23 protein-coding genes are annotated in these 25538 nt (G+C 37.6%); all 23 read left to right on the top strand.

Going from position 1 to position 25538, the window contains the following annotated elements; all coding sequences use genetic code 11:
- The first annotated feature begins 19 nt into the window (after nt 1–19).
- The 23 genes from codY to ACUXVC_RS19145 all read left to right on the top strand — a co-directional run bounded on the left by codY (nt 20) and on the right by ACUXVC_RS19145 (nt 25526).
- Nucleotides 20–799 carry a GTP-sensing pleiotropic transcriptional regulator CodY gene (gene codY / locus ACUXVC_RS19255; RefSeq protein ID WP_000421290.1) on the top strand — a complete coding sequence of 260 codons (780 nt, stop codon included), beginning with the start codon at nt 20–22 and terminating at the stop codon, nt 797–799.
- A 347-nt stretch (nt 800–1146) separates the two neighbouring features.
- Nucleotides 1147–1848 (top strand): 30S ribosomal protein S2, encoded by a 702-nt coding sequence (gene rpsB / locus ACUXVC_RS19250; protein WP_000111485.1) that lies wholly within the window; start codon nt 1147–1149, stop codon nt 1846–1848.
- Nucleotides 1849–1951: 103 nt separating this feature from the next.
- Nucleotides 1952–2839, top strand: a complete 888-nt coding sequence (gene tsf / locus ACUXVC_RS19245) for a translation elongation factor Ts (RefSeq protein WP_001018577.1) — start codon at nt 1952–1954, stop codon at nt 2837–2839.
- Nucleotides 2840–2905: 66 nt separating this feature from the next.
- Nucleotides 2906–3628, top strand: coding sequence for a UMP kinase (gene pyrH / locus ACUXVC_RS19240; protein ID WP_000042669.1), 723 nt, complete (start codon nt 2906–2908; stop codon nt 3626–3628).
- 2 nt (nt 3629–3630) lie between these two features.
- On the top strand, nt 3631–4188 hold the full coding sequence (frr, locus tag ACUXVC_RS19235) for a ribosome recycling factor (RefSeq protein WP_000531505.1): 558 nt from the start codon (nt 3631–3633) through the stop codon (nt 4186–4188).
- Nucleotides 4189–4273: 85 nt separating this feature from the next.
- Nucleotides 4274–5050, top strand: a complete 777-nt coding sequence (gene uppS, locus ACUXVC_RS19230; RefSeq protein WP_000971296.1) for an isoprenyl transferase — start codon at nt 4274–4276, stop codon at nt 5048–5050.
- Between the two features lie 17 nt (nt 5051–5067).
- Complete coding sequence (gene cdsA, locus ACUXVC_RS19225) at nt 5068–5859, top strand: phosphatidate cytidylyltransferase (RefSeq protein WP_000813592.1); 792 nt, start codon at nt 5068–5070, stop codon at nt 5857–5859.
- A gap of 23 nt (nt 5860–5882) precedes the next feature.
- A complete protein-coding gene (gene dxr / locus ACUXVC_RS19220; RefSeq protein WP_000790379.1) occupies nt 5883–7025 on the top strand; it encodes a 1-deoxy-D-xylulose-5-phosphate reductoisomerase in 1143 nt (380 codons plus the stop codon).
- Nucleotides 7026–7042: 17 nt separating this feature from the next.
- The gene (gene rseP, locus ACUXVC_RS19215) at nt 7043–8299 is read left to right on the top strand and encodes an RIP metalloprotease RseP (RefSeq protein ID WP_001090233.1); all 1257 of its coding nucleotides are present in this window, start codon (nt 7043–7045) and stop codon (nt 8297–8299) included.
- Between the two features lie 109 nt (nt 8300–8408).
- On the top strand, nt 8409–10109 hold the full coding sequence (locus ACUXVC_RS19210) for a proline--tRNA ligase (RefSeq protein WP_144465483.1): 1701 nt from the start codon (nt 8409–8411) through the stop codon (nt 10107–10109).
- A 124-nt stretch (nt 10110–10233) separates the two neighbouring features.
- Nucleotides 10234–14535, top strand: coding sequence for a PolC-type DNA polymerase III (locus tag ACUXVC_RS19205; RefSeq protein ID WP_095690290.1), 4302 nt, complete (start codon nt 10234–10236; stop codon nt 14533–14535).
- Between the two features lie 333 nt (nt 14536–14868).
- The gene (gene rimP / locus ACUXVC_RS19200; protein ID WP_000359095.1) at nt 14869–15339 is read left to right on the top strand and encodes a ribosome maturation factor RimP; all 471 of its coding nucleotides are present in this window, start codon (nt 14869–14871) and stop codon (nt 15337–15339) included.
- A 17-nt stretch (nt 15340–15356) separates the two neighbouring features.
- A complete protein-coding gene (gene nusA, locus ACUXVC_RS19195; protein WP_000102598.1) occupies nt 15357–16463 on the top strand; it encodes a transcription termination factor NusA in 1107 nt (368 codons plus the stop codon).
- Nucleotides 16464–16474: 11 nt separating this feature from the next.
- Nucleotides 16475–16747: an RNase P modulator RnpM gene (gene rnpM / locus ACUXVC_RS19190; protein WP_000071125.1), complete on the top strand. Its 273-nt coding sequence runs from the start codon at nt 16475–16477 to the stop codon at nt 16745–16747.
- Complete coding sequence (locus ACUXVC_RS19185) at nt 16748–17059, top strand: YlxQ family RNA-binding protein (protein WP_001286522.1); 312 nt, start codon at nt 16748–16750, stop codon at nt 17057–17059.
- A gap of 4 nt (nt 17060–17063) precedes the next feature.
- On the top strand, nt 17064–19130 hold the full coding sequence (infB, locus tag ACUXVC_RS19180; RefSeq protein ID WP_000036347.1) for a translation initiation factor IF-2: 2067 nt from the start codon (nt 17064–17066) through the stop codon (nt 19128–19130).
- Nucleotides 19127–19408: a DUF503 domain-containing protein gene (locus ACUXVC_RS19175; protein WP_000634350.1), complete on the top strand. Its 282-nt coding sequence runs from the start codon at nt 19127–19129 to the stop codon at nt 19406–19408. The genes infB and ACUXVC_RS19175 overlap by 4 nt, the downstream gene beginning before the upstream one ends.
- 15 nt (nt 19409–19423) lie before the next feature.
- A complete protein-coding gene (rbfA, locus tag ACUXVC_RS19170) occupies nt 19424–19780 on the top strand; it encodes a 30S ribosome-binding factor RbfA (protein ID WP_000776437.1) in 357 nt (118 codons plus the stop codon).
- A gap of 86 nt (nt 19781–19866) precedes the next feature.
- The gene (truB, locus tag ACUXVC_RS19165; protein ID WP_000399362.1) at nt 19867–20790 is read left to right on the top strand and encodes a tRNA pseudouridine(55) synthase TruB; all 924 of its coding nucleotides are present in this window, start codon (nt 19867–19869) and stop codon (nt 20788–20790) included.
- 43 nt (nt 20791–20833) lie between these two features.
- Nucleotides 20834–21805 carry a bifunctional riboflavin kinase/FAD synthetase gene (ribF, locus tag ACUXVC_RS19160; RefSeq protein ID WP_095690293.1) on the top strand — a complete coding sequence of 324 codons (972 nt, stop codon included), beginning with the start codon at nt 20834–20836 and terminating at the stop codon, nt 21803–21805.
- A 100-nt stretch (nt 21806–21905) separates the two neighbouring features.
- Nucleotides 21906–22175, top strand: coding sequence for a 30S ribosomal protein S15 (gene rpsO / locus ACUXVC_RS19155; protein WP_001229392.1), 270 nt, complete (start codon nt 21906–21908; stop codon nt 22173–22175).
- A 160-nt stretch (nt 22176–22335) separates the two neighbouring features.
- The gene (gene pnp / locus ACUXVC_RS19150; protein WP_000076745.1) at nt 22336–24474 is read left to right on the top strand and encodes a polyribonucleotide nucleotidyltransferase; all 2139 of its coding nucleotides are present in this window, start codon (nt 22336–22338) and stop codon (nt 24472–24474) included.
- 152 nt (nt 24475–24626) lie between these two features.
- Nucleotides 24627–25526, top strand: a complete 900-nt coding sequence (locus tag ACUXVC_RS19145) for a polysaccharide deacetylase family protein (protein ID WP_095690294.1) — start codon at nt 24627–24629, stop codon at nt 25524–25526.
- Nucleotides 25527–25538: the final 12 nt, after the last annotated feature.

Here is a 25538-nt window from a genome sequence, read left to right as displayed (position 1 = left end):
TGTAGGAGGAACTTTTGAAATGGAATTATTAGCAAAAACAAGAAAATTAAATGCGTTATTACAGAGCGCAGCAGGGAAGCCTGTAAACTTTAGAGAAATGTCTGACACAATGTGTGAAGTAATCGAAGCAAACGTATTCGTAGTTAGTCGTCGTGGTAAATTACTAGGTTATGCAATTCACCAACAAATCGAAAACGAACGCATGAAGCAAATGCTTGCAGAACGTCAATTCCCAGAAGAATATACACAAAGCTTATTCAACATTACAGAAACATCTTCAAACTTAGATGTGAACAGTGCTTACACAGCATTCCCGGTAGAAAACAGAGAATTATTTGGTCAAGGTTTAACTACAATCGTACCGATCGTTGGTGGTGGTGAGCGTCTAGGTACATTAGTATTAGCTCGTCTTGGTCAAGAGTTCTTAGATGACGATTTAATCCTTGCTGAGTACAGCTCAACTGTTGTAGGCATGGAAATCTTACGTGAAAAAGCAGAAGAAATCGAAGAGGAAGCACGTAGTAAAGCTGTTGTTCAAATGGCGATCAGCTCATTATCTTACAGTGAGTTAGAAGCAATTGAGCATATCTTCGAAGAATTAAATGGAACAGAAGGTTTACTTGTTGCAAGTAAAATTGCTGATCGTGTAGGAATTACTCGTTCTGTAATCGTAAATGCACTACGTAAATTAGAAAGTGCTGGTGTAATTGAGTCTCGCTCTTTAGGTATGAAAGGAACATACATTAAAGTGCTAAACGACAAGTTTCTACAGGAACTTGCTAAATTAAAAACAAACTAATTTATAAAAAACTCTCCTCGATCGAGGAGAGTTTTTTTTGCACTGGATTGATGGCGCTTGTGAAAAGTGCCATAAGCGTGTTTTCTGGGAAAACTATTAATTGTGTTTTACTTTTTTGCTTAAAAGAAATGAAGGTTGGTAATACTAGAATTCGAGTATGAACAAAGAAAGTTTTACATTGTTCGCATTTTCGACTTGATTGTAATATTTCAGTATGATATAGTAAGCAGTGGTGTCAGTACAAAGTACACACGTTTACTGATTTAAGTGTTGGTGCTACGTTTGTAGTTTCGCTTAGAGATGAAGTAAACGGAGGATATCAAAAACCATTTAGGAGGAACTATATTATGTCAGTAATTTCTATGAAGCAATTGCTTGAAGCTGGTGTTCATTTCGGACATCAAACTCGTCGTTGGAACCCAAAAATGAAGCGTTACATTTTCACAGAGCGTAACGGTATCTACATCATCGACTTACAAAAAACTGTGAAAAAAGTTGAGGAAGCTTACAGAACGATGCGCGACATCGCTGCTGAAGGTGGAGACATCTTATTCGTAGGTACTAAAAAACAAGCACAAGAAGCTATTAAAGAAGAAGCAACTCGTGCTGGTATGTACTTCGTTAACCAACGTTGGTTAGGCGGAACTTTAACAAACTTCCAAACAATCCAAAAGCGTATCAAGCGTCTTAAAGACATCGAAAGAATGCAAGAAGATGGTACTTTCGAAGTACTTCCTAAGAAAGAAGTTGTTCAACTTAAAAAAGAGTTAGAGCGTCTTGAGAAATTCTTAGGCGGTATTAAAGATATGAAAGGTCTTCCAAGTGCATTATTCGTAGTAGACCCTCGTAAAGAGCGTATTGCAGTTGCTGAAGCACGCAAATTACACATTCCAATCATCGGTATCGTTGATACAAACTGTGATCCAGACGAAATCGATCACGTTATCCCAGCAAACGATGATGCAATTCGTGCTGTAAAACTTCTTACATCTAAAATGGCAGACGCGATCCTTGAAGCAAAACAAGGTGAAGAAACTGTTACTGCGTAACAAAGTTGGAAAGGTGATAAGGGGTTCGGCCTTTTATCACCTTTTTTAAGGTATAAACACCTTTATAAAAGGTATAAATACATATTTTAGGAGGATGAAAAATATGGCAATCACTGCTCAAATGGTAAAAGAATTACGTGAAAAAACTGGCGCAGGTATGATGGACTGCAAAAAAGCTTTAACAGAAACTAACGGCGACATGGAGAAGGCAATTGACTTCTTACGCGAAAAAGGTATTGCGAAAGCTGCTAAAAAAGCAGACCGCATTGCTGCTGAAGGTTTAACTTTCATCGAAACAAACGGTAACGACGCTTTAATCTTAGAATTAAACTCTGAAACTGATTTCGTTGCGAAAAACGAAGGTTTCCAAGCACTAATTAAAGAATTAGCTGCTCACTTATTAACTAACAAACCAGCTAACGTTGAAGAAGCTATGGCTCAAACAATGGAAAACGGTAAAAACGTTGAAGAGCACATCAACGAAGCAATCGCTAAAATTGGTGAAAAACTTACACTTCGTCGTTTCGAAATCGTATCAAAAACTGATGCAGATGCATTCGGCGCTTACCTACACATGGGTGGACGCATTGGTGTATTAACAGTTCTTGAAGGTTCTACTGATGAAGCTGCTGCTAAAGATGTTGCAATGCACATCGCTGCAGTTAACCCTAAATACATCGACCGCGATGCTGTAACAGCTGAAGAAGTTGAGCATGAGCGTCAAGTATTAACACAACAAGCATTAAACGAAGGCAAGCCTGAAAAAATCGTTGCAAAAATGGTTGAAGGCCGTCTAGGTAAATTCTTCGAAGAGATTTGCTTACTTGACCAAGCATTCGTTAAAAACCCTGATATGAAAGTTCGTCAGTTCGTTGAGTCTAAAGGCGGAACATTAAAAGGATTCGTTCGCTACGCTGTTGGTGAAGGTATCGAAAAACGCGAAGACAACTTTGCTGAAGAAGTAATGAACCAAGTAAAAGGTAGTAACTAATACAGATTAGGGAACACATTGTGTTCCCTTTTTTAAAATAAAGATGTAAGCAATTGGAGGTTCATTATGAGTAAACCGAAATATAATCGTGTCGTTTTAAAGCTAAGTGGAGAAGCTTTAGCTGGAGAGCAAGGATTTGGAATTAATCCAACTGTTATTAAGTCAGTTGCAGAACAAGTAAAAGAAATTGCAGAACTTGATGTAGAGGTTGCTGTTGTTGTTGGTGGCGGTAACATTTGGCGTGGGAAAATTGGAAGTGAAATGGGCATGGATCGTGCAGGAGCAGATTACATGGGCATGTTAGCTACAGTTATGAATTCATTAGCTCTTCAAGATAGCTTGGAGAATATTGGAATCCAAACTCGTGTACAAACTTCAATTGAGATGCGTCAAGTGGCAGAGCCTTACATTCGCCGTAAAGCAGTTCGTCACTTAGAGAAAAAACGTGTTGTTATCTTTGCAGCAGGTACAGGTAATCCATACTTCTCTACAGATACAACAGCAGCATTACGTGCAGCGGAAATCGAAGCAGACGTTATTTTAATGGCAAAAAATAATGTGGATGGCGTATATAGCGCAGATCCATCTATTGACCCAACAGCTACGAAATACGAAACGCTTACTTACTTAGATGTATTAAAAGAAGGTTTAGGTGTAATGGATTCTACAGCTTCTTCTCTATGTATGGATAATGATATTCCATTAATTGTATTCTCAGTTATGGAAAAAGGTAATATTAAACGTGCCGTTTTAGGCGAAAATATTGGAACAGTTGTAAGGGGGAAATAAATATGGGACAACAAGTATTGAAGTCTTCAAATGAAAAAATGGAAAAAGCAGTTGCTGCTTATTCTCGTGAATTAGCAACAGTTCGCGCTGGTCGTGCAAGCTCGTCTGTATTAGATAAGGTACAAGTTGATTACTATGGTGCACCAACACCAGTTGTGCAATTAGCGAACATTACAGTTCCAGAAGCACGTTTACTTGTAATTCAACCTTATGATAAAACTTCTATCGGTGATATCGAAAAAGCAATTTTAAAAGCAGATTTAGGCTTAAACCCTTCTAATGATGGAACTGTAATTCGTATTGCATTCCCTGCATTAACAGAAGAGCGTCGTCGTGATCTTGTTAAAGTTGTGAAAAAATATGCTGAAGAAGCAAAAGTAGCTGTTCGTAACGTACGTCGTGACGGAAATGATGATCTTAAGAAGCTTGAAAAAGCTGGCGAGATTACAGAAGATGATTTAAGAGGATATACTGAAGATATCCAAAAAGAAACAGATAAATATATTGCAAAAGTTGACGAAATCGCAAAAAACAAAGAAAAAGAAATCATGGAAGTGTAATAGCGATAACTTCGCAAATATGACCCTCTTCTTAAGGGGGTCTTTTTACACTTTTAGGCATACGTCTGCTTGTTGGAGGGTATGAATGATGTTTAAAAACTTTCCTTTTTTTAAAGGTAAAAAGGACACATCGTTTGATCATCTCGTTGAAGAAGTGAAAAAAGGATATATCCCAGAACATATTGCCATCATTATGGATGGGAATGGAAGATGGGCAAAGAGGAGAGCAATGCCTCGTATTGCGGGACATCATGAAGGTATGCAAGTTGTAAAGAAAATTACAAAATTTGCAAGTAAACTTAATGTGAAAGTGTTAACTCTTTATGCTTTTTCAACTGAGAACTGGAAAAGACCGAAAAAGGAAGTTGATTATTTAATGAAGCTTCCAGAAGAATTTCTAGGTACATTTTTACCAGAATTGATTGAAGAAAACGTACAAGTCCGAGTAATAGGGCAAAAAGATCGTCTTCCTACGCATACACGCAGAGCGATGGAGAAAGCCATGGAAGATACGAAAGAGAATACGGGATTAATTCTTAATTTCGCGTTAAACTATGGAAGTCGAGATGAAATCGTTTCTGCTGTGCAACATATGATGAAAGATAATGAGGAAGGAAAAATTCGTTCTGAAGAGGTAAGTGAAGAAATGCTTTCCTCCTACTTAATGACGAGTTCTTTACCCGATCCAGAGTTGTTAATCCGAACAAGCGGAGAGCTACGTATTAGTAATTTCATGTTATGGCAAATTGCATATTCGGAGTTTTGGTTTACAGATGTGTATTGGCCAGACTTCAAAGAAGAACATTTGCTAAATGCGATTACTGACTTTCAACATAGAGGGCGCAGATTCGGAGGCGTGTAGAAAGAGAGGGTTTGGTAGTGAAACAGAGAATTATTACTGGAGTGGTTGCTGCCGCGCTATTCATTCCCATCGTAATATACGGTGGCGTGCCTTTTACGGTTTTAGTGTATGCACTTGCTTCTATAGGTTTATATGAATTAATTCGTATGAATAAGCTTACGCTTATTTCAGTACCGACAGTTTTAGCTGCAGTATTATTGTGGATTCTTTTAATTCCAAGTAGTGCATCAGAACTGTTTACATGGATTGGATTAGGTAAATTGGAAATCACATTTGTGATTGTTTTATTACTTTTATCATATACAGTCCTTTCTAAGAATACATTTACTTTTGATAATGCTTCATTTTTACTAATGGCAACGACATATGTGGCAATGGGATTCTTATATTTAAATGAAACGAGAATATTAGGAATTAAATATGTGTTTTGTGCATTATTTGTTATATGGGCTACTGATTCAGGCGCATATTTCGTAGGAAAAGCATTGGGCAAGAGAAAATTGTGGCCAGAAATTAGTCCAAATAAAACGATTGAAGGTTCATTAGGCGGCATCGTTTGTGGAATTATTGTGGCACTTGTTTACAACGTGTTCTTCCCAGTCGAATCGAATGTAGTAATTTTAATTGTGCTGACAATTATCATTTCTATTTTTGGACAAATTGGTGATTTAGTACAATCTGCTTTTAAACGTCATTATGGCGTAAAGGATTCAGGTACAATTTTACCTGGGCATGGTGGTATATTAGATCGAACAGATAGTTGGTTATTCGTTTTACCAATTCTCTACTTCTTATTACAATACAATTAATAAATGAACGAGGGGTTGGAGTCATGAAAAACATTAGTTTATTAGGTGCAAGCGGATCAATTGGTACACAAACTTTAGATGTATTACGCTCGCACCCAGACCAATTCCGTCTCGTTGCTTTTTCTGTAGGGAAAAATATTGACTACGCAGTAAAGGTAATTCAAGAATTTTCTCCGCAAATCGTCTCTGTGCAAAGAGAGGAAGATGTTTTAAAATTACAAACTGTTTCTGGTAATACAAAAATTGTATATGGTAGTGAAGGACTTTTAGAAGTAGCATTACATCCAGATGCGGAGATTGTAGTAAATGCTGTTGTAGGTAGCGTAGGTTTGTTACCGACACTTCGTGCGATTGAGGCGAAAAAAACAATTGGAATTGCAAATAAAGAAACGTTAGTAACTGCAGGACATCTTGTAATGGAAGCAGCGCGAAAACATAATGTTTCGTTACTTCCAGTAGATAGTGAACATTCGGCTATTTTTCAATGCTTGAATGGTGAAAATGAAAAAAGAATTTCTCGTCTTATTATAACGGCTTCTGGTGGAAGTTTCCGTGATAAAACGAGAGATGAATTGCATCATGTGACCGTAGAAGATGCGCTTCGACATCCAAACTGGTCAATGGGTTCGAAAATTACAATTGATTCTGCTACAATGATGAATAAGGGACTAGAAGTAATTGAAGCACATTGGCTTTTTGGTATCCCTTATGAGCAAATCGATGTTGTTTTACATAAAGAAAGTATTATCCATTCTATGGTTGAATTTGAAGATCGTAGTGTAATGGCGCAGCTTGGTTCACCTGATATGCGAGTACCAATTCAATACGCACTTACATATCCTGATAGATTGCCTCTTTCAGACACAAAACAGTTAAACTTATGGGAAATAGGGACGTTGCATTTTGAGAAAATGGATCAAGAACGATTCCGTTGTTTACGTTTTGCGTATGAAGCTGGAAAAGCAGGTGGAAGTATGCCAGCTGTAATGAACGCAGCGAATGAAGTAGCTGTTGAAGCTTTTTTACAAAAGAGAATTGGTTTCTTAACAGTGGAAGACCTCATTGAAAAAGCAATGAACCATCACAATGTCATTGCACGTCCGAGCTTAGAGGAAATTCTGGAAATTGATGCAGCCACAAGACGGTTTGTGATGGAACAAATTTAGCAAAGGTGGTTATGGAATTGAATACAGCGATTGCCTTTATATTAATTTTCGGTGCACTCGTATTTTTCCATGAGCTAGGGCATCTATACTTCGCGAAAAGAGCAGGCATTTTATGCCGCGAGTTTGCGATTGGTTTTGGTCCGAAAATATTCTCATTTGAAAAGAATGAAACGGTGTATACGATTCGATTACTGCCTCTGGGTGGCTATGTAAGAATGGCTGGCGAGGATGCAGACACAGTTGAGTTAAAGCCAGGGAAAAAGGTTGGCCTTGTGCTAAATGAAAAAGACGAAGCTGTGAAATTAGTTTTTGATGGATATGAAAAATATCCAAATGTTCGTGTTATTGAAGTCGAACAAGCTGATTTAGAGCATAATCTAACGATTTCAGGCTATGAAGAGTATGAGGAAGAGCTTCAAACATTCCGAGTGAATGAAAAGGCTCGCATCATTACTGCTGGAGAAGAAATTCAAATTGCTCCATATAACAGGCAATTTGGCTCTAAAAAATTGGGTCAACGCGCTTTAACAATCTTTGCGGGTCCTGCAATGAACTTCATTTTAGCATTTGTTATTTTTGTGATTCTTGGATTTGTACAAGGGGTTCCTATTGACAAACCAATGGTCGGAAAAGTGATGGATAATAGTGCAGCACAGCAAGCTGGCCTGAAAGAGAATGATACAATTCAAGCGATTGATGGGAAAAACACAAGTACATGGAAAGATGTTGTTACTATTGTACGTGAAAACCCGAATAAAGAAATTACGTTACAAGTAAAGCGTGATAATGAACAGTTTAATGTGAAAGTAACGCCAACACTTGATAAAGAAGGAAAAGACGAAGTTGGTAGAATTGGTGTTTATTCTCCTGTAGAGAAAACAGTAATGGGTTCTATTAAATCAGGATTTGAACAAACGTACCAATGGACGAAACTAATTTTTGAATCTCTTGTGAAATTAGTAACTGGTCAATTTTCTATTAATGAGTTGTCAGGTCCAGTAGGAATTTATAATCTAACAGATCAAGTTGTAGATTATGGATTTACGCGTGTACTAAGTTTAGCGGCAGTTCTAAGCATTAATCTTGGTTTATTTAATTTATTACCAGTTCCTGCTTTAGATGGTGGCCGTTTATTCTTCTTCTTAATTGAAGCGTTACGAGGGAAACCAATTGACCGTCAAAAAGAAGGAATGGTTCATTTTATTGGTTTTGCATTATTAATGTTATTAATGTTAGTTGTAACATGGAATGACATTCGTAAGTTTTTCTTGTAAAATAGAATGAAACTAATAATGAAATAGAGCTCGTAGAATAAAATCCCTCACCTAATTCGAGGTGAGGGGTTTTACTGCGTGTAAGAGTAAAATGAAGAGGTGCAAATAAATGAAACAAAGTATGGTATTCAGTCCTACATTACGTGAAGTTCCAGCTGATGCTGAAATTAAGAGTCATCAATTATTACTTCGCGCAGGTTTTATGCGTCAAAATGCTTCTGGTATTTATAGTTTTCTACCATTTGGATTAAAAGTATTACACAAAGTAGAACGTATCGTTCGAGAAGAAATGGAGCGTGCAGGAGCTGTAGAATTATTAATGCCAGCTATGCAAGCTGCAGAATTATGGCAAGAATCAGGTCGTTGGTATTCATACGGATCTGAATTAATGCGTATGAAAGATCGTAACGCTCGTGAATTCGCATTAGGAGCGACACATGAGGAAGTAATTACGGATCTTGTGCGTGATGAAGTGAAATCATATAAAAAATTACCGTTAACATTATACCAAATTCAAACAAAATTCCGTGATGAGCAAAGACCTCGTTTCGGTTTATTACGTGGAAGAGAGTTTCTAATGAAAGATGCATACTCTTTCCATGCTACACAAGAGAGCTTAGATGAAGTATACGATCGCTTATATAAAGCATACTCTAACATTTTTGCTCGTTGTGGCTTGAATTTCCGTGCAGTTATTGCTGATTCTGGAGCAATGGGCGGAAAAGATACACATGAATTTATGGTATTATCTGATGTTGGTGAAGATACAATTGCATACTCTGACACATCTGATTATGCAGCAAACATCGAAATGGCTCCTGTTGTAGATACGTATACGAAGAGTGACGAAGCAGAAAAAGCTCTTGAAAAAGTAGCAACACCAGACCAAAAAGCAATTGAAGAAGTATCTGCATTCTTAAACATTGCAGCTGACAAGTGCATTAAGTCTATGGTATTTAAAGTAGATGAGAAATTAGTAGTTGTACTTGTTCGTGGTGATCACGAAGTAAACGATGTGAAAGTGAAAAATGTATACGGCGCTTCAGTTGTTGAGCTTGCTTCTCATGAAGAAGTAAAAGAATTATTAAATTGTGAAATTGGTTCATTAGGGCCGATTGGTGTAACAGGTGATATTGAAATTATTGCTGATCACGCTGTAGCATCAATTGTTAACGGATGTTCAGGAGCGAACGAAGAAGGATTCCATTATGTAAATGTAAATCCAGAACGTGACTTTAAAGTAAGTCAATATACAGATTTACGCTTCATTCAAGAAGGAGACCAATCTCCAGATGGAAACGGAACAATTCTTTTCGCACGCGGAATTGAAGTTGGTCATGTATTCAAATTAGGAACTCGTTATAGTGAAACAATGAACGCGACATTCCTAGATGAAAACGGAAAAACACAACCACTTATTATGGGTTGTTACGGTATCGGTGTATCTCGTACAGTGGCAGCAATTGCAGAGCAGTTTAACGATGAGAACGGCTTAGTTTGGCCAAAAGCTGTAGCACCATTCCATGTGCATGTAATTCCAGTAAATATGAAATCTGATGCACAACGTGAAATGGGTGAAAATATCTACAACTCATTACAAGAACAAGGCTATGAAGTGTTATTAGACGATCGTGCAGAACGTGCAGGTGTTAAGTTTGCAGATGCAGATTTATTCGGTCTTCCAGTTCGCGTTACAGTTGGTAAAAAAGCAGACGAAGGTATTGTAGAAGTGAAAGTACGTGCTACAGGTGAGTCTGAAGAAGTAAAAGTAGAAGAACTTCAAACATATATTGCAAATATTTTAAAATAAGAAGAGGTACCTCGTAATGGGGTACCTTCTCTTTCTTTGTAAACGTATTTTGTAAAAGAAGAAGGAAGAAATCTTTCTTTGTAGTACGTTTCAATTTATAATAGCAAATGGAAGGAGAGTGCTTATGTCTTTAACAAATGAACAACAAGAGCGATTTCAAATTTTGCTCCAGCAGTTGCAAATACCAGACGACCTTATAAATCAATATTTACAAGGCGGTGGTATTGAAAGGCTCGTTATTGATAAAGCGAATAAAAGTTGGCATTTTGATTTACAAGTGCCACGTATTTTGCCTACAGAATTATATGAATTGCTAGAAACAAAGCTTAAGCAATCATTTTCTCATATTGCAAGAACAACATTTGCATTAGAAACAGAGAATAAACAATTTACAGAAGAAGAAGTAAGGGCGTATTGGCCACTTTGTACGGAACGAATTACATTTTCACCCATGTTCGCGTACTTAAAGAAGCAACTTCCGCAGGTGAACGGAGTGAAGTTGTTAATAAATGTAAATAATGAGCTGGAGTCTACTGCTTTAAAGAAAAACGTTGCGAAACCAGTGGGGGATCAATACGAAGCTTTTGGATTCCCGCGTTTCCAGTTAGACACACATATACAGCAAAATGCAGAAGAAATGCAAAAGTTTCGTGAGCAAACGCAGCAAGAAGACCGCGAGCGTGTTATACAAGCTATGGAAGAAATGGCGAAGAAGCAAGCTGAAGAAAGCAGCGTTGTGCATGAAGGACCGATTACACTCGGGTATCTTATTAAGCCGGATGAAGAGATTACACCGATGCGAGAAATTCAAGATGAAGAAAGAAGAAAAACGGTTCAAGGATATGTCTTCCATGTAGAAACAAAAGAGCTTCGTAGTGGGCGTACGTTATTAACTTTAAAAATAACGGATTATACGGATTCTATTATGATCAAAATGTTCTCGCGTGACAAAGAAGATATTCCAATGCTGCAATCCTTGAAAAAAGGAATGTGGGTGAAAGCGCGTGGTTCTGTTCAAAACGATACATTCGTTCGAGATTTAGTAATGATTGCAAATGATATTAATGAAATAACAGGGCCGTCTCGTAAAGATAAAGCGCCAGAAGGCGAAAAGCGTGTAGAACTTCATCTTCACACTCCGATGAGCCAAATGGATGCTGTTACTCCTGTTTCTAGGCTTGTTGCCCAAGCTGGTAAATGGGGACATGAAGCTATTGCGGTTACAGACCATGCTGTGGCTCAGTCGTTCCCGGAGGCATATTCTGCGGGGAAAAAAGCTGGAGTTAAAGTTATATACGGTGTAGAAGCGAATTTAGTTAATGATGGTGTACCGATAGCGTATAACGAGGCGCATCGTTTACTTGCAGAGGAAACGTATGTTGTTTTCGACGTTGAGACGACAGGTTTATCAGCTGTATACGACACAGTCATTGAGTTGGCTGCCGTAAAAGTAAAGGGTGGCGAAATCATTGATCGCTTTGAATCTTTCGCAAATCCACATCAACCATTATCAGCGACGATTATTGAATTAACAGGTATTACAGATGATATGTTAACTGATGCACCAGAAGTGGACGAAGTGTTTAAAAAGTTTGAGGAATGGATGGGTGACCATACACTTGTTGCCCATAATGCAAGCTTTGATATGGGCTTTATTAACGTAGGTTTTAAAAAGGCTGGGTTAGAAAAAACCAATAACCCCGTTATTGATACGTTAGAACTTGCACGATTCTTATTCCCAGAAATGAAAAATCATCGATTAAATACGATGTGTAAAAAACTTGATATTGAATTAACGCAACATCACCGTGCGATTTATGATACAGAAGCGACGGGATATTTACTTGTGAAAATGTTGAAAGATGTAATTGAAAAGGGATTTGAATATCACGATCAATTAAATGATAGCATGGGACAAGGGGATGCGTATAAGCGTGGCCGTCCAAGTCATATGACGTTACTTGCCACATCAGATGTTGGGTTGAAAAATTTATATAAACTTGTTTCATATTCTCACCTTAATTACTTTTACCGTGTACCACGAGTACCGAGGTCACTATTAAAAAAATACCGTGAAGGAATTTTAGTAGGAACGGCTTGTGATAAAGGTGAAGTATTTGAGGCAATGATGCAAAAAGCTCCTGAAGAGGTAGAAGAAATTGCACAGTTCTATGATTACATTGAAGTAATGCCTCCAGAGGTGTTGCGTCATTTAGTAGAGCGTGAACTCGTTCGAGATGAAGGACAATTAAAAACAATTATCTCTAACTTAGTAAAACTAGGTGAGACGTTAGATAAACTAGTTGTCGCTACAGGGAACGTGCATTACTTAGATCCAGAAGATGCAATGTATCGTAAAATTTTAGTTAGTTCACAGGGCGGGGCAAATCCGTTAAATCGACATTCATTACCGCCAGTACATTTCCGTACAACTGATGAAATGCTAGAGTGTTTTTCATTTTTAGGTGAGGACAAAGCGAAAGAAGTTGTTGTAACGAATACACAAAAAGTTGCGTCATTAATTGGTGATGTTCATCCGGTAAAAGATGATCTATATACACCAAAAATTGAGGGTGCCGATGATGAAACACGTGATATGAGTTATAAAATGGCACGCAGTATATACGGTGAAGAACTACCAGAAATTGTAGAGGCTCGCTTAGAAAAAGAATTGAAAAGTATTATTGGACATGGATTTGCCGTTATTTATTTAATCTCACATAAGCTTGTGAAAAAATCGTTAGTCGACGGATATCTAGTAGGTTCGCGTGGTTCAGTAGGTTCATCGTTCGTTGCAACGATGATGGAAATTACAGAAGTAAACCCATTACCACCACACTATGTCTGTCCAAAATGCAAGCAATCTGAATTCTTTAATGATGGTTCGGTAGGCTCTGGTTTCGACTTACCAGATAAAGATTGTCCGACATGTAATGTGGCATATGTAAAAGATGGACATGATATCCCATTCGAAACGTTCCTTGGATTCAAAGGAGATAAGGTACCCGATATCGATTTGAACTTCTCCGGGGAATACCAACCACGTGCCCATAACTATACGAAAGTACTGTTCGGTGAAGATTATGTATACCGTGCTGGAACGATTGGTACAGTTGCGGAAAAAACAGCTTATGGATATGTAAAAGGTTATGCAAATGATCACAATTTAACAATTCGGAATGCAGAGATTGACCGCTTAGTAGCGGGATGTACAGGGGTAAAACGTACAACTGGACAGCATCCAGGTGGTATAATCGTTGTGCCAGATTACATGGATATCTTTGATTTCTCCCCAATACAGTTTCCTGCTGATTCAATTGGTGCTGAGTGGAGAACAACGCATTTTGACTTCCACTCGATTCATGATAATTTATTGAAACTTGATATACTAGGACACGATGATCCGACCGTTATTCGTATGTTACAAGATTTAAGTGGTATTGATCCGAAAACAATCCCAACGGATGATCCAGAGGTAATGAAAATTTTCTCTGGTCCAGAAACGTTAGGGGTAACGGAAGAACAAATTAACTGTAAAACAGGTACACTTGGTATCCCAGAATTCGGTACGAAATTCGTAAGACAGATGTTAGAAGAGACAAAACCAACGACATTCTCAGAATTGGTCCAAATTTCTGGGCTGTCACATGGTACTGACGTATGGCTGGGTAATGCAAATGAGTTAATTTATAACGGTACATGTACGCTGAGTGAAGTTATCGGTTGTCGTGATGACATCATGGTATATTTAATCTATCAAGGTTTAGATCCATCATTAGCCTTCAAAATCATGGAGTCGGTTCGTAAAGGTAAAGGTGTACCGGAAGAATGGGAAGATGACATGAAAGGTAATAATGTACCAGGTTGGTATATTGATTCATGTAAGAAGATTAAATATATGTTCCCTAAAGCCCATGCGGCTGCTTACGTACTTATGGCTGTGCGTATCGCATACTTTAAAGTACATTTTGCACTTTTATTCTATGCGGCATATTTTACAGTCCGTGCAGATGATTTTGATGTAGAGGCGATGGCGAAAGGTTCAGCATCCATACGTGTGAAAATTGATGAAATAGCTCAAAAAGGATTGGATGCAGCGCCGAAAGAGAAAAGTTTATTAACGGTACTAGAAATGACGCTTGAAATGTGCGAGCGTGGATACTCATTCCAAAAGGTTGATTTATACCGTTCGCATGCAACGGAATTTATTATTGATGGAGACTCATTAATCCCTCCGTTTAATGCAGTGCCTGGTCTTGGTACGAACGCAGCCTTAAGTATTGTGGAAGCGCGCAAAAATGGAGACTTCTTATCAAAAGAAGACTTACAGCAACGAAGTAAGGTTTCGAAAACAATTATTGAGTATTTAGATAGCCAAGGTTGTTTAGGAGATTTGCCGGATCAAAACCAATTATCACTGTTCTAATAGGTAGGAAAAGTCTTTGCAAATCAATATTTGCTATGGTATACTATAAACCGAGATAACCATGTCATGTATATTTTGTGAAAAAGAGAGTGGGGAAACCCACTCTTTCGTGTTACTATCTACATTTTATTCATGTAGATAGTAAAGACATTTCTGTCGTATATACATATTTTGTTACAAGTTTTACTTCTTAAATTTGGTAATACTAAGACAGATATTCCCTGCTTAACGGCAGGGGCTTTTGTTAGCTAACGAGAAAGAATAAGATAGACCGTCTTTATGAACGGGATCTTTTCTTGTAAATGGTACATGGCGGCAGGAAGGAGGCTGTTTATGGATAAGAAAGTCACAGAAGTTGTAGAAGCATTTGCGCAGCCAATCGTTGAAGAGTTAAATCTTGAACTTGTAGATGTAGAGTATGTGAAAGAAGGACAAGACTGGTTCTTACGCGTATTCATCGATTCTGAAAAGGGAGTCGACATTGAAGAATGCGGTGCGGTAAGTGAACGTTTAAGCGAAGCTTTAGATAAAGAGGATCCAATTCCTCACCTTTACTTTTTGGATGTATCATCTCCTGGAGCAGAACGCCCATTAAAGAAAGAGAAAGACTTCCAGCAAGCGGTAGGAAAACAAGTGGCAATTAAAACATATGAGCCGATTGATGGCGAAAAGATGTTTGAAGGAAAGTTACTTTCCTACGACGGTACTACAATTACACTACTATTAACAATTAAAACACGTAAAAAAGAAATCCAAATTCCAATGGATAAAGTTGCAAATGCGCGACTTGCTGTTACGTTTTAGTAAGAAGGGGGATCTTCATGAGCACTGAGTTGTTAGATGCTTTGCTCGTATTAGAGTCAGAAAAAGGTATTAGTAAAGATATTATTATTGATGCGATTGAAGCAGCGTTAATCTCTGCTTATAAACGCAATTTTAACCAAGCACAAAACGTTCGTGTGAGCTTTAACCCAGAAGTGGGAACAATTCAAGTTTTAGCACGTAAGGACGTTGTTGATAATGTGTTTGATCCACGTCTTGAAATCTCTGTAGAAGAGGCAAGACAAATTAATCCAAACTACCAAGATGGCGACGTACTAGAAATTGAAGTAACGCCAAAAGATTTTGGTCGTATTGCAGCGCAAACTGCAAAACAAGTTGTAACACAACGAGTTCGTGAAGCAGAACGTGGTGTTATTTACTCAGAATTTAGTGATCGTGAAGAAGACATTATGGTTGGTATTGTACAACGCCAAGATGCTCGTTTCATCTACGTAAGCTTAGGTAAAGTAGAAGCTTTATTACCTGTAAGTGAGCAAATGCCAAATGAGCAATATAAGCCACATGATCGTATTCGCGTATTTATTACAAAAGTAGAAAAGACAACAAAAGGACCACAAATTTACGTATCACGTACACATCCTGGTCTTTTAAAACGTTTATTCGAAATGGAAGTTCCAGAAATTTATGATGGAACTGTAGAAATTCGCTCTGTAGCGCGCGAAGCAGGAGATCGTTCTAAAATCTCTGTGCATGCAGAAAACATTGATGTTGATCCAGTTGGTTCTTGCGTAGGACCGAAAGGACAACGTGTACAACGTGTTGTAGATGAACTAAAAGGTGAAAAGATTGACATCGTTCGCTGGTCAAATGATCCAGTTGAATATGTTGCAAATGCTTTAAGCCCATCACAAGTTGTTAAAGTACTTGTAGATGAAGATGAAAAAGCAACAACTGTTGTTGTTCCAGACCACCAGCTATCATTAGCTATCGGTAAGCGTGGACAAAATGCGCGTCTTGCAGCTAAATTAACAGGCTGGAAAATTGATATTAAAAGTGAGTCTGATGCGAAACAACTTGGAATTGTAACAGAAGAAGATAGCGTAATCGCATTCGGATTCGATTCAGTTGAAGACGAAATCGAATAGAGGTGATGAGTATGAGCAATCGAAAAGTTCCGTTACGAAAATGTATCGCGACGCAAGAGATGAAATCAAAACGAGAGCTCGTTCGCATTGTTCGTTCCAAAGAGGGCGAAGTGTCTATTGATTTATCTGGAAAAAAATCAGGACGAGGTGCATATTTGTCAAAAGATAAAGAATGCATTATGCAAGCCCAAAAGAAAAACATTTTGGAACATCATCTAAAAGCGAAAATCGACAGTTCTCTGTACGAAGAGCTTCTTGAGCTTGTTGAGAAGGAGTCGAAATAAGTGTCCGATTGGAAATCGTTTTTAGGACTAGCAAATCGCGCTCGAAAAATCATTTCGGGTGAAGAACTCGTTTTAAAAGAAGTACGAAGTGGTAAAGCAAAGCTCGTATTGCTTTCTGAAGATGCGTCAGCGAACACTACTAAACGTATCACTGATAAAACGACGTACTACAACGTACCAATGAAAAAAGTCGAAAATCGACAACAATTAGGGCATGCGATTGGGAGAGACGAGCGAGTCGTTGTAGCTGTGTTAGATGAAGGCTTTGCGAAAAAGCTACGTAGCATGCTCGATACAAATTACCGGGGGTGAAGGTATGAGTAAAATTCGAGTACATGAATATGCAAAAAAAAATAATATCTCAAGTAAAGATCTTATGACAAAACTTAAAGAGATGAATATCGAGGTTTCGAATCATATGACAATGTTAGAAGATGAAGTAGTAAATAAATTAGATAATGAATATAACACTGGAGCGGAAAAACCTTCTGTTGCAGATGAGTTTGAAGTAGAAGAGAAAGTTGTTCGCAGTAAAAAGAACAGCAATAAGAAAAAGAAAAAAGGCAAAGGAAATGAAGACAAACGTCAAGATAACTTTGCTGGAAGACAACAAACGCAAATAGTAGAAACACCAGATAAAATTACTTTCTCTGGAAGCCTTACAGTAGGTGAACTTGCTAAAAAGTTAAGTAAAGAGCCATCTGAAATTATTAAAAAGCTCTTCATGCTTGGAATTATGGCAACAATTAACCAAGACTTGGATAAAGATACAATTGAGTTAATTGCTACTGATTACGGTATTGAAGTAGAAGAAGAAGTAGTTGTAAGTGAAACTGAGTTTGAAACATTCATTGATGAGCAAGATGATGAAGAAAACTTAAAAGAGCGTCCAGCTGTTGTTACGATTATGGGACACGTTGACCATGGTAAAACAACATTACTTGACTCAATTCGTAATTCAAAAGTAACTGCTGGCGAAGCGGGTGGAATTACTCAGCATATTGGTGCATACCAAGTTGAAGTAAATGATAAGAAAATTACATTCTTAGATACGCCTGGTCACGCGGCATTTACAACGATGCGTGCTCGTGGTGCGCAAGTAACTGATATTACAATCCTTGTTGTTGCAGCTGATGACGGTGTTATGCCTCAAACAGTTGAAGCGATTAGCCATGCAAAAGCAGCTGGAGTACCAATTATTGTTGCTGTGAATAAAATGGATAAACCAGCGGCGAATCCTGATCGTGTAATGCAAGAATTAACAGAATATGAATTAGTTCCAGAAGCTTGGGGCGGAGATACAATTTTCGTACCAATTTCTGCAATCCAAGGCGAGGGAATTGACAACTTGCTAGAGATGATTCTTCTTGTAAGTGAAGTAGAAGAATATAAAGCAAACCCAAATCGTTATGCAACGGGTACTGTAATTGAAGCACAGCTTGATAAAGGTAAAGGAACTATCGCGACATTATTAGTTCAAAACGGTACACTTCGAGTTGGAGATCCAATCGTTGTTGGAACTTCATTCGGACGTGTTCGTGCAATGGTAAGTGATATTGGTCGTCGTGTAAAAGTTGCTGGTCCATCAACTCCTGTTGAAATTACAGGTTTAAATGAAGTACCACAGGCTGGAGATCGTTTCATGGCATTCGCTGATGAGAAGAAAGCTCGTCAAATCGGTGAATCACGTGCACAAGAAGCGTTAGTTGCACAACGTGGTGAGAAATCTAAATTAAGCCTTGAAGATTTATTCCAACAAATCCAAGAGAGCGATGTAAAAGAAATCAACTTAATCGTAAAAGCAGACGTACAAGGTTCTGTTGAAGCGATGGCAGCGTCACTTCGTAAAATTGATGTTGAAGGCGTAAAAGTTAAAATCATTCACACTGGTGTAGGTGCGATTACAGAATCTGATATCATTTTAGCTTCTGCATCTAATGCAATTGTAATTGGATTTAACGTACGTCCGGATGTGAACGCGAAGCGTACAGCTGAATTAGAGAACGTTGATGTTCGCTTACACCGCATTATCTACAAAGTAATCGAAGAAATTGAATTAGCAATGCAAGGTATGCTGGATCCAGAATTCGAAGAAAAAGTAATCGGTCAAGCGGAAGTTCGTCAAACATTCAAGGTAACAAAAGTTGGAACAATCGCAGGTTGTTACGTAATTGACGGTAAAATTACACGCGATAGTGGCGTTCGTATTATCCGCGATGGTATCGTAATTTTCGAAGGACAACTTGATACGTTAAAACGTTTCAAAGACGACGTAAAAGAAGTTGCACAAAACTATGAGTGTGGTATTACAATTGAGAGATATAATGACCTTAAAGAAGGGGACATCATTGAAGCATACGTTATGGAAGAAGTGAAGCGATGATTGTCGCTTCACTCTCATTCGAGTGTATGATTTACGATGTGCATTCTTTAAAAGAGAAACGGGCAATTTTGCAACGAGTGCTAACTCGTGTGAAACAGCGCTATAATGTAGCTGTTTCTGAAGTTGGGCATCAAGATGTATGGCAACGTACAGAAATTGCGGTTGTTTCCGTATCCTCAAATCGTGTTATCTGTGAAAAAGAAATGAATCGTGTACTGGAGTACATCGATTCATTTCCTGAAATTGAACGTACGATAACACAATTGGAATGGTATTGAATGAGGTGAAGAGTTATGAAATTACGTGCAAACCGTGTAGGCGAGCAAATGAAAAAAGAATTAGGCGACATCATTAGTCGTAAAATTAAAGACCCACGTATCGGATTTGTTACAGTAACAGATGTACAAGTGAGTGGTGATTTGCAAATTGCCAAAGTATATATTTCTGTTTTAGGTGACGAAGAACAGAAAGAAAATACGTTAAAAGGTTTAGCGAAGGCAAAAGGCTTTATTCGTTCAGAAATTGGCCAACGTATTCGTCTTCGTAAAACACCGGAAATTACCTTTGAGTTTGATGAGTCTATCGGATATGGTCATCGAATTGATACACTTTTACATGAAATTAATAAAGACGGTAAACGTGAAGAATAATGGATAGACATTTGTCTATCCATTTTTTCAATGCAAAATAAGTTTTGGATATTTACTACGAAAGAATTATGATGAGGTGAACATATATGGAAGGTGTAGTATTATTACATAAGCCAAAAGGCATGACATCACATGATTGTGTATTTAAATTAAGAAAGATATTGCGAGAAAAGAGAATTGGTCATACGGGAACATTAGACCCAGATGTAACGGGAGTATTACCACTTTGTGTGGGGAGAGCAACGAAGATTGCACAATTTTTAACAAGTGAAACGAAAACATATGAAGGTGAAGTAACATTAGGGTTTTCAACAACAACAGAAGATGCATCTGGTGAAGTTGTGGAGAAACAAGATGTAAACCGTGTTATTACACGTAAAGAAGTAGAAGAGGTACTAGCGGAATTAACAGGCACGATTGAACAAATGCCACCAATGTTCTCAGCTGTAAAAGTAAACGGGAAAAAATTATATGAATATGCAAGAGCAGGACAAGAGGTGGAACGTCCAGTTCGTACAATTACGATTCATGAATTCGTATTACTTGATGACCGTGAAGTTTTTGAAGGAGAAAATATTTCATTCCGTTTCCGTGTAACGTGTAGTAAAGGAACATATGTAAGAACGTTAGCGGTAATGATCGGGGAGAAACTTGGTTTCCCATCACATATGTCTCACCTTGTAAGAACGGCATCTGGTGAATTTTTATTAGAAGATTGCATATCATTTGAAGAAATTGAAGAAAACGTGCAAAATGGAACAGTAGAGTCTATCTTCATTTCAATTGATGAAGCATTAAGTAAGTTTCCAAAAATGGTTGTAGATGAAAAGCAAGCAGAGAAAATCAAGAATGGTATGTTCTTAAAGAATGAATTAGAAATAACAGCACCATTTATTACAGTGTTTGATAAAAATGATCGTTGCTTAGCAATTTATGAACATCATCCGAAACATCCTGGCATGTTAAAGCCAATGAAAGTACTTGTGAATAATCAAGAACTAAAGCTATAATGAATTATTGGAAGGATTATTACAGAAAAAGGTGAATTCAAGCGTGAAACTTATTCATTTAACTCATCCACATGAACAAAATAAATTAGAATTACCACCTACTGTAATGGCATTAGGATTTTTTGATGGCATTCATTTAGGACATCAATGTGTAATTCGAACTGCGAAAAAAATAGCGGACGACCGAGGATATAAAAGTGCAGTTATGACATTTCATCCTCATCCATCTGTTGTTTTAGGGAAAAAGGATGCGCATGTGGAGTATATTACACCAATGCGTGATAAAGAAAAAATAGTCGAAAGCTTAGGAATCGATATATTATATGTGATTAAATTTGATGAATCATTTGCAGGGTTATTACCACAACAATTTGTAGATGATTATATTATTGGTTTAAATGTAAAGCATGTAGTAGCAGGGTTTGATTATTCATATGGACGTTTAGGAAAAGGAAAGATGGAGACTTTACCATTTCATGCAAGAGGGGAGTTTACACAGACTGTGATTGAAAAAGTTGAATTTCAAGAAGAGAAAGTAAGTTCTACAGCATTACGAAAGTTAATTCGAAATGGCGAAATGGAACAAATTCCATCTATTTTAGGTAGAGCCTATACTGTAACGGGAACAGTTATACACGGCGACAAACGTGGGCGTCAAATTGGTTTTCCAACAGCTAATGTAGGTTTAAGTGATGAGTATTTATTGCCACCTGTAGGTGTTTATGCAGTGAGATTAAAAGTTCACGATGAATGGTGCGATGGTGTATGTAATATTGGATATAAACCGACTTTTAAAGAAGATGGGCGCCAATTATCAATTGAAGTGCACTTATTTGAATTTAACAAAGATATATACGATCAAAATGTTACAGTAGAGTGGCATATGCGTATAAGAGAAGAGAAGAAATTCAATGGCATTGATGAGTTAGTTGAACAAATCGCAAAAGATAAGAAAACAGCACAAGAATATTTTGCGAGCGAAAAGAATATACTTGCTTTTTCAAATGAAAAGTAGTATTCTATGTTATGTACTTTATGACAACCATTGCTTGGCATTGCGACTCACCGACGCTTGCTAGGTAATTGGGGGTTTAATTAATAGGAGGTGAAATAGGATGGCTTTAACACAAGAGCGTAAAAATGAAATCATTGCACAATTTAGAACTCATGAGACTGATACTGGTTCTCCAGAGGTTCAAATTGCTGTCCTAACGGAGCAAATTAACACTCTAAACGAGCACTTACGTACTCACAAGAAAGATCATCATTCACGTCGTGGTCTATTAAAGATGGTTGGTAAACGTCGTAATTTACTAACTTACCTTCGTAATAGCGATATCACACGTTACCGTGAATTAATCACAAAGCTTGGCTTACGTCGATAGTCAAAGAAGCGGGAATATTCCCGCTTTTTTGTTAGGTAAAAATATATCTTCTACGCTTTATAGCTTACTTAATTTTAGGCAATACTAGAGGTAGAATATTGTGATATACTATCCATTTACATAGAAGAATTGAATACTTTAAATTGAGAGGGGTACTTAAATGAGTCAAGAAAAGCAAGTCTTCTCGATAGATTTAGCTGGTCGCCAGCTAACAGTTGAAACTGGTCAGCTTGCCAAACAAGCGAACGGAGCAGTATTAGTAAGATATGGCGATACAGCGGTTCTATCTACAGCAACTGCATCAAAAGAAGCTAAAAATGTAGATTTTTTCCCACTTACAGTGAACTATGAAGAGCGTTTATATGCAGTCGGAAAAATTCCTGGCGGTTTTATTAAGCGTGAAGGTCGTCCAAGTGAAAAAGCAATTTTGGCAAGTCGTTTAATCGACCGTCCAATTCGTCCGCTATTCGCAGATGGTTTCCGTAACGAAGTACAAGTTGTCAGCATTGTAATGAGTGTTGATCAAGATTGTTCTTCTGAAATGGCAGCTATGCTTGGTTCTTCATTAGCGTTATCGATTTCAGATATTCCATTTGAAGGTCCAATCGCTGGTGCGACAGTTGGTCGTATTAATGGCGAATTCGTTATTAATCCAACAGTAGAACAGCAAGAACAAAGTGATATCCACTTAGTTGTAGCTGGTACGAAAGATGCGATTAACATGGTTGAAGCAGGAGCAGATCAAGTGCCTGAAGAAACAATGTTAGAAGCAATTATGTTTGGGCATGACGAAATTAAACGTTTAATTGCATTCCAAGAAGAGATTGTACAAGCTGTAGGTAAAGAGAAATCAGAAGTGAAACTTTATGAAGTTGACGCTGATCTTAATCAAGCTGTACGTGAAATGGCTGAGAAGGATATGCATTCTGCAATTCAAGTACATGAGAAACATGCACGTGAAGATGCAATTAACGAAGTGAAAAAGCGTGTAATTGAGCATTACGAAGCTGAGGAAGCTGACGCTGATACATTAGGACAAGTAAATGAGATTTTATATAAAATTGTAAAAGAAGAAGTACGTCGTCTTATTACAGTTGAAAAAATTCGCCCAGATGGCCGTAAAGGTGACGAAATCCGTCCTTTAGCATCAGAGGTTGGTATTTTATCTCGTACACACGGTTCTGGTTTATTCACACGTGGACAAACACAAGCATTAAGTATTTGTACATTAGGTGCATTAGGCGATGTGCAAATTTTAGATGGTCTTGGTGTAGAAGAATCAAAACGCTTTATGCACCATTACAATTTCCCATCATTTAGTGTTGGTGAAACAAGACCGATGCGTGGACCAGGTCGTCGTGAAATTGGTCACGGTGCACTAGGAGAGCGCGCACTTGAGCCTGTAATTCCATCTGAAAAAGATTTCCCATACACAGTACGCCTTGTATCTGAAGTATTAGAATCAAATGGTTCTACTTCACAAGCAAGTATTTGTGGTAGTACTTTAGCAATGATGGATGCGGGTGTTCCACTTAAAGCTCCAGTTGCAGGTATTGCAATGGGTCTGGTTAAATCTGGTGAGCATTACACAATTTTATCTGATATTCAAGGTATGGAAGATCATTTAGGTGATATGGACTTTAAAGTAGCAGGTACAGCACAAGGTGTAACTGCGCTGCAAATGGACATTAAAATCGATGGTTTATCACGTGAGATTTTAGAAGAGGCATTACAACAAGCGAAAATTGGTCGTGTGCACATTCTAAATCATATGTTATCTGTTATTGCAGAGCCACGTACTGAATTATCAGCTTACGCTCCAAAGATTATTACAATGACAATCAACCCAGATAAAATCCGTGACGTTATTGGACCAAGCGGTAAACAAATCAATAAAATTATTGAAGAAACTGGCGTTAAAATTGACATCGAGCAAGATGGTACAGTATTCATTTCATCAATAAATCAAGAAATGAACGACAAAGCTAAGAAGATTATCGAAGATATCGTTCGCGAAGTACAAGTAGGTGAGATCTACGAAGGAAAAGTGAAGCGTGTTGAGAAATTTGGTGCTTTCGTTGAATTATTCAGCGGTAAAGATGGATTAGTTCATATTTCTGAACTTGCACTTGAGCGTGTAGGTAAAGTAGAAGACGTTGTGAAAATCGGTGATGTAATTACAGTTAAAGTTATCGAGATTGACAAGCAAGGTCGCGTAAATCTATCTAGAAAAGTATTGCTAAAAGAAGAGCAAGAAAAAGAAGCTGCTAAAGAAGAAAACAAACAAGAGCAGCAATAAGTAAAAGCCAGTTAAACTGGCTTTTTTTGTTATGTAAAAAACATGATGTTCATATATTTTTATGTCGGTATAGGTATAGTTTTCATTATAACGCTCAAATTAACAAAGATAAGAAGAAAATGTTTTTATATAGTTAATTTGGGAGGGTTTATATGAAAGTTCGTATATTGGCATACATATGTATATTTTCTTTATATGTCAGTTTAGGCTCTTATTCTGTTTTTGCACAAGATAACTTGCATAAAGAAATTCAAAAGCATGCAAAACAGTATGAGATTGCACCTCAAAATGCGATGATCGATAAAATATGGAAGGCAACACCTGGATATAATGGAAGACAAGTGGATATTGAAGCATCGTATAATAATATGAAGAAGCTAAAGGAATTTGATCAAAAATATCTTGAATTCAAAGAAGTCTCACCGAGTGTTCATTTGGAAGATTTATCACCAGCTCCAATTTATAGAGGGCATCCAAATAAAAAGATGGTAGGATTAACAATAAATGTGGCATGGGGAAATGAGTATTTGCCTCGCATATTAGAAATCTTGAAAAAGCATGATGTGAAGGCCACTTTCTTTTTAGAAGGACGTTGGGTGAAAGAAAATTTGCGGTTTGCAAAAATGATTGTCGATGCAAAACAAGAAGTTGGAAATCACTCATACACACACCCTAATATGAAAACGTTATCGTCAGATGAAATACGAGATCAGTTACAAAAAACAAATCGAATGATAGAAGTAGCAACGAATCAAAAAGTAAGATGGTTTGCCCCGCCGAGTGGAAGCTTTCGAGATGAAGTCGTAAAGATTGCAGATGATTTTCAAATGGGAACGATTATGTGGACTGTAGATACGATTGATTGGAAGCGACCTGAGCCGGATGTACTATTGCAGAGAGTAATGAGAAAAATACATCCAGGTGCTATCATATTAATGCATCCTACTTCGTCTACAGCAGAGGCTTTAGAAACAATGATTATAAAATTGAAGGAACAAGGATATAAAGTGGGGAATATAACTGAATTACTGGATGAAAAACGTGTGGATTAAATACATTTGCAT

The sequence above is a fragment of the Bacillus sp. N6 genome (assembly GCF_052805735.1).
The sequence above is the reverse complement of the archived record's forward strand: the minus strand, read 5'-3'. Positions and strand labels throughout refer to the sequence as shown.

Coding starts and splice junctions, on each gene's coding strand:
- rnpM (WP_000071125.1), top strand. CDS start 16,475: ATGAGCAATCGAAAAGTTCCGTTACGAAAATGTATCGCGACGCAAGAG.
- ACUXVC_RS19205 (WP_095690290.1), top strand. CDS start 10,234: ATGTCTTTAACAAATGAACAACAAGAGCGATTTCAAATTTTGCTCCAG.
- ACUXVC_RS19175 (WP_000634350.1), top strand. CDS start 19,127: ATGATTGTCGCTTCACTCTCATTCGAGTGTATGATTTACGATGTGCAT.
- pnp (WP_000076745.1), top strand. CDS start 22,336: ATGAGTCAAGAAAAGCAAGTCTTCTCGATAGATTTAGCTGGTCGCCAG.
- nusA (WP_000102598.1), top strand. CDS start 15,357: ATGAGCACTGAGTTGTTAGATGCTTTGCTCGTATTAGAGTCAGAAAAA.
- ACUXVC_RS19145 (WP_095690294.1), top strand. CDS start 24,627: ATGAAAGTTCGTATATTGGCATACATATGTATATTTTCTTTATATGTC.
- infB (WP_000036347.1), top strand. CDS start 17,064: ATGAGTAAAATTCGAGTACATGAATATGCAAAAAAAAATAATATCTCA.
- frr (WP_000531505.1), top strand. CDS start 3,631: ATGGGACAACAAGTATTGAAGTCTTCAAATGAAAAAATGGAAAAAGCA.
- rpsO (WP_001229392.1), top strand. CDS start 21,906: ATGGCTTTAACACAAGAGCGTAAAAATGAAATCATTGCACAATTTAGA.
- ACUXVC_RS19210 (WP_144465483.1), top strand. CDS start 8,409: ATGAAACAAAGTATGGTATTCAGTCCTACATTACGTGAAGTTCCAGCT.
- rimP (WP_000359095.1), top strand. CDS start 14,869: ATGGATAAGAAAGTCACAGAAGTTGTAGAAGCATTTGCGCAGCCAATC.
- rbfA (WP_000776437.1), top strand. CDS start 19,424: ATGAAATTACGTGCAAACCGTGTAGGCGAGCAAATGAAAAAAGAATTA.
- dxr (WP_000790379.1), top strand. CDS start 5,883: ATGAAAAACATTAGTTTATTAGGTGCAAGCGGATCAATTGGTACACAA.
- codY (WP_000421290.1), top strand. CDS start 20: ATGGAATTATTAGCAAAAACAAGAAAATTAAATGCGTTATTACAGAGC.
- rpsB (WP_000111485.1), top strand. CDS start 1,147: ATGTCAGTAATTTCTATGAAGCAATTGCTTGAAGCTGGTGTTCATTTC.
- pyrH (WP_000042669.1), top strand. CDS start 2,906: ATGAGTAAACCGAAATATAATCGTGTCGTTTTAAAGCTAAGTGGAGAA.
- uppS (WP_000971296.1), top strand. CDS start 4,274: ATGATGTTTAAAAACTTTCCTTTTTTTAAAGGTAAAAAGGACACATCG.
- tsf (WP_001018577.1), top strand. CDS start 1,952: ATGGCAATCACTGCTCAAATGGTAAAAGAATTACGTGAAAAAACTGGC.
- truB (WP_000399362.1), top strand. CDS start 19,867: ATGGAAGGTGTAGTATTATTACATAAGCCAAAAGGCATGACATCACAT.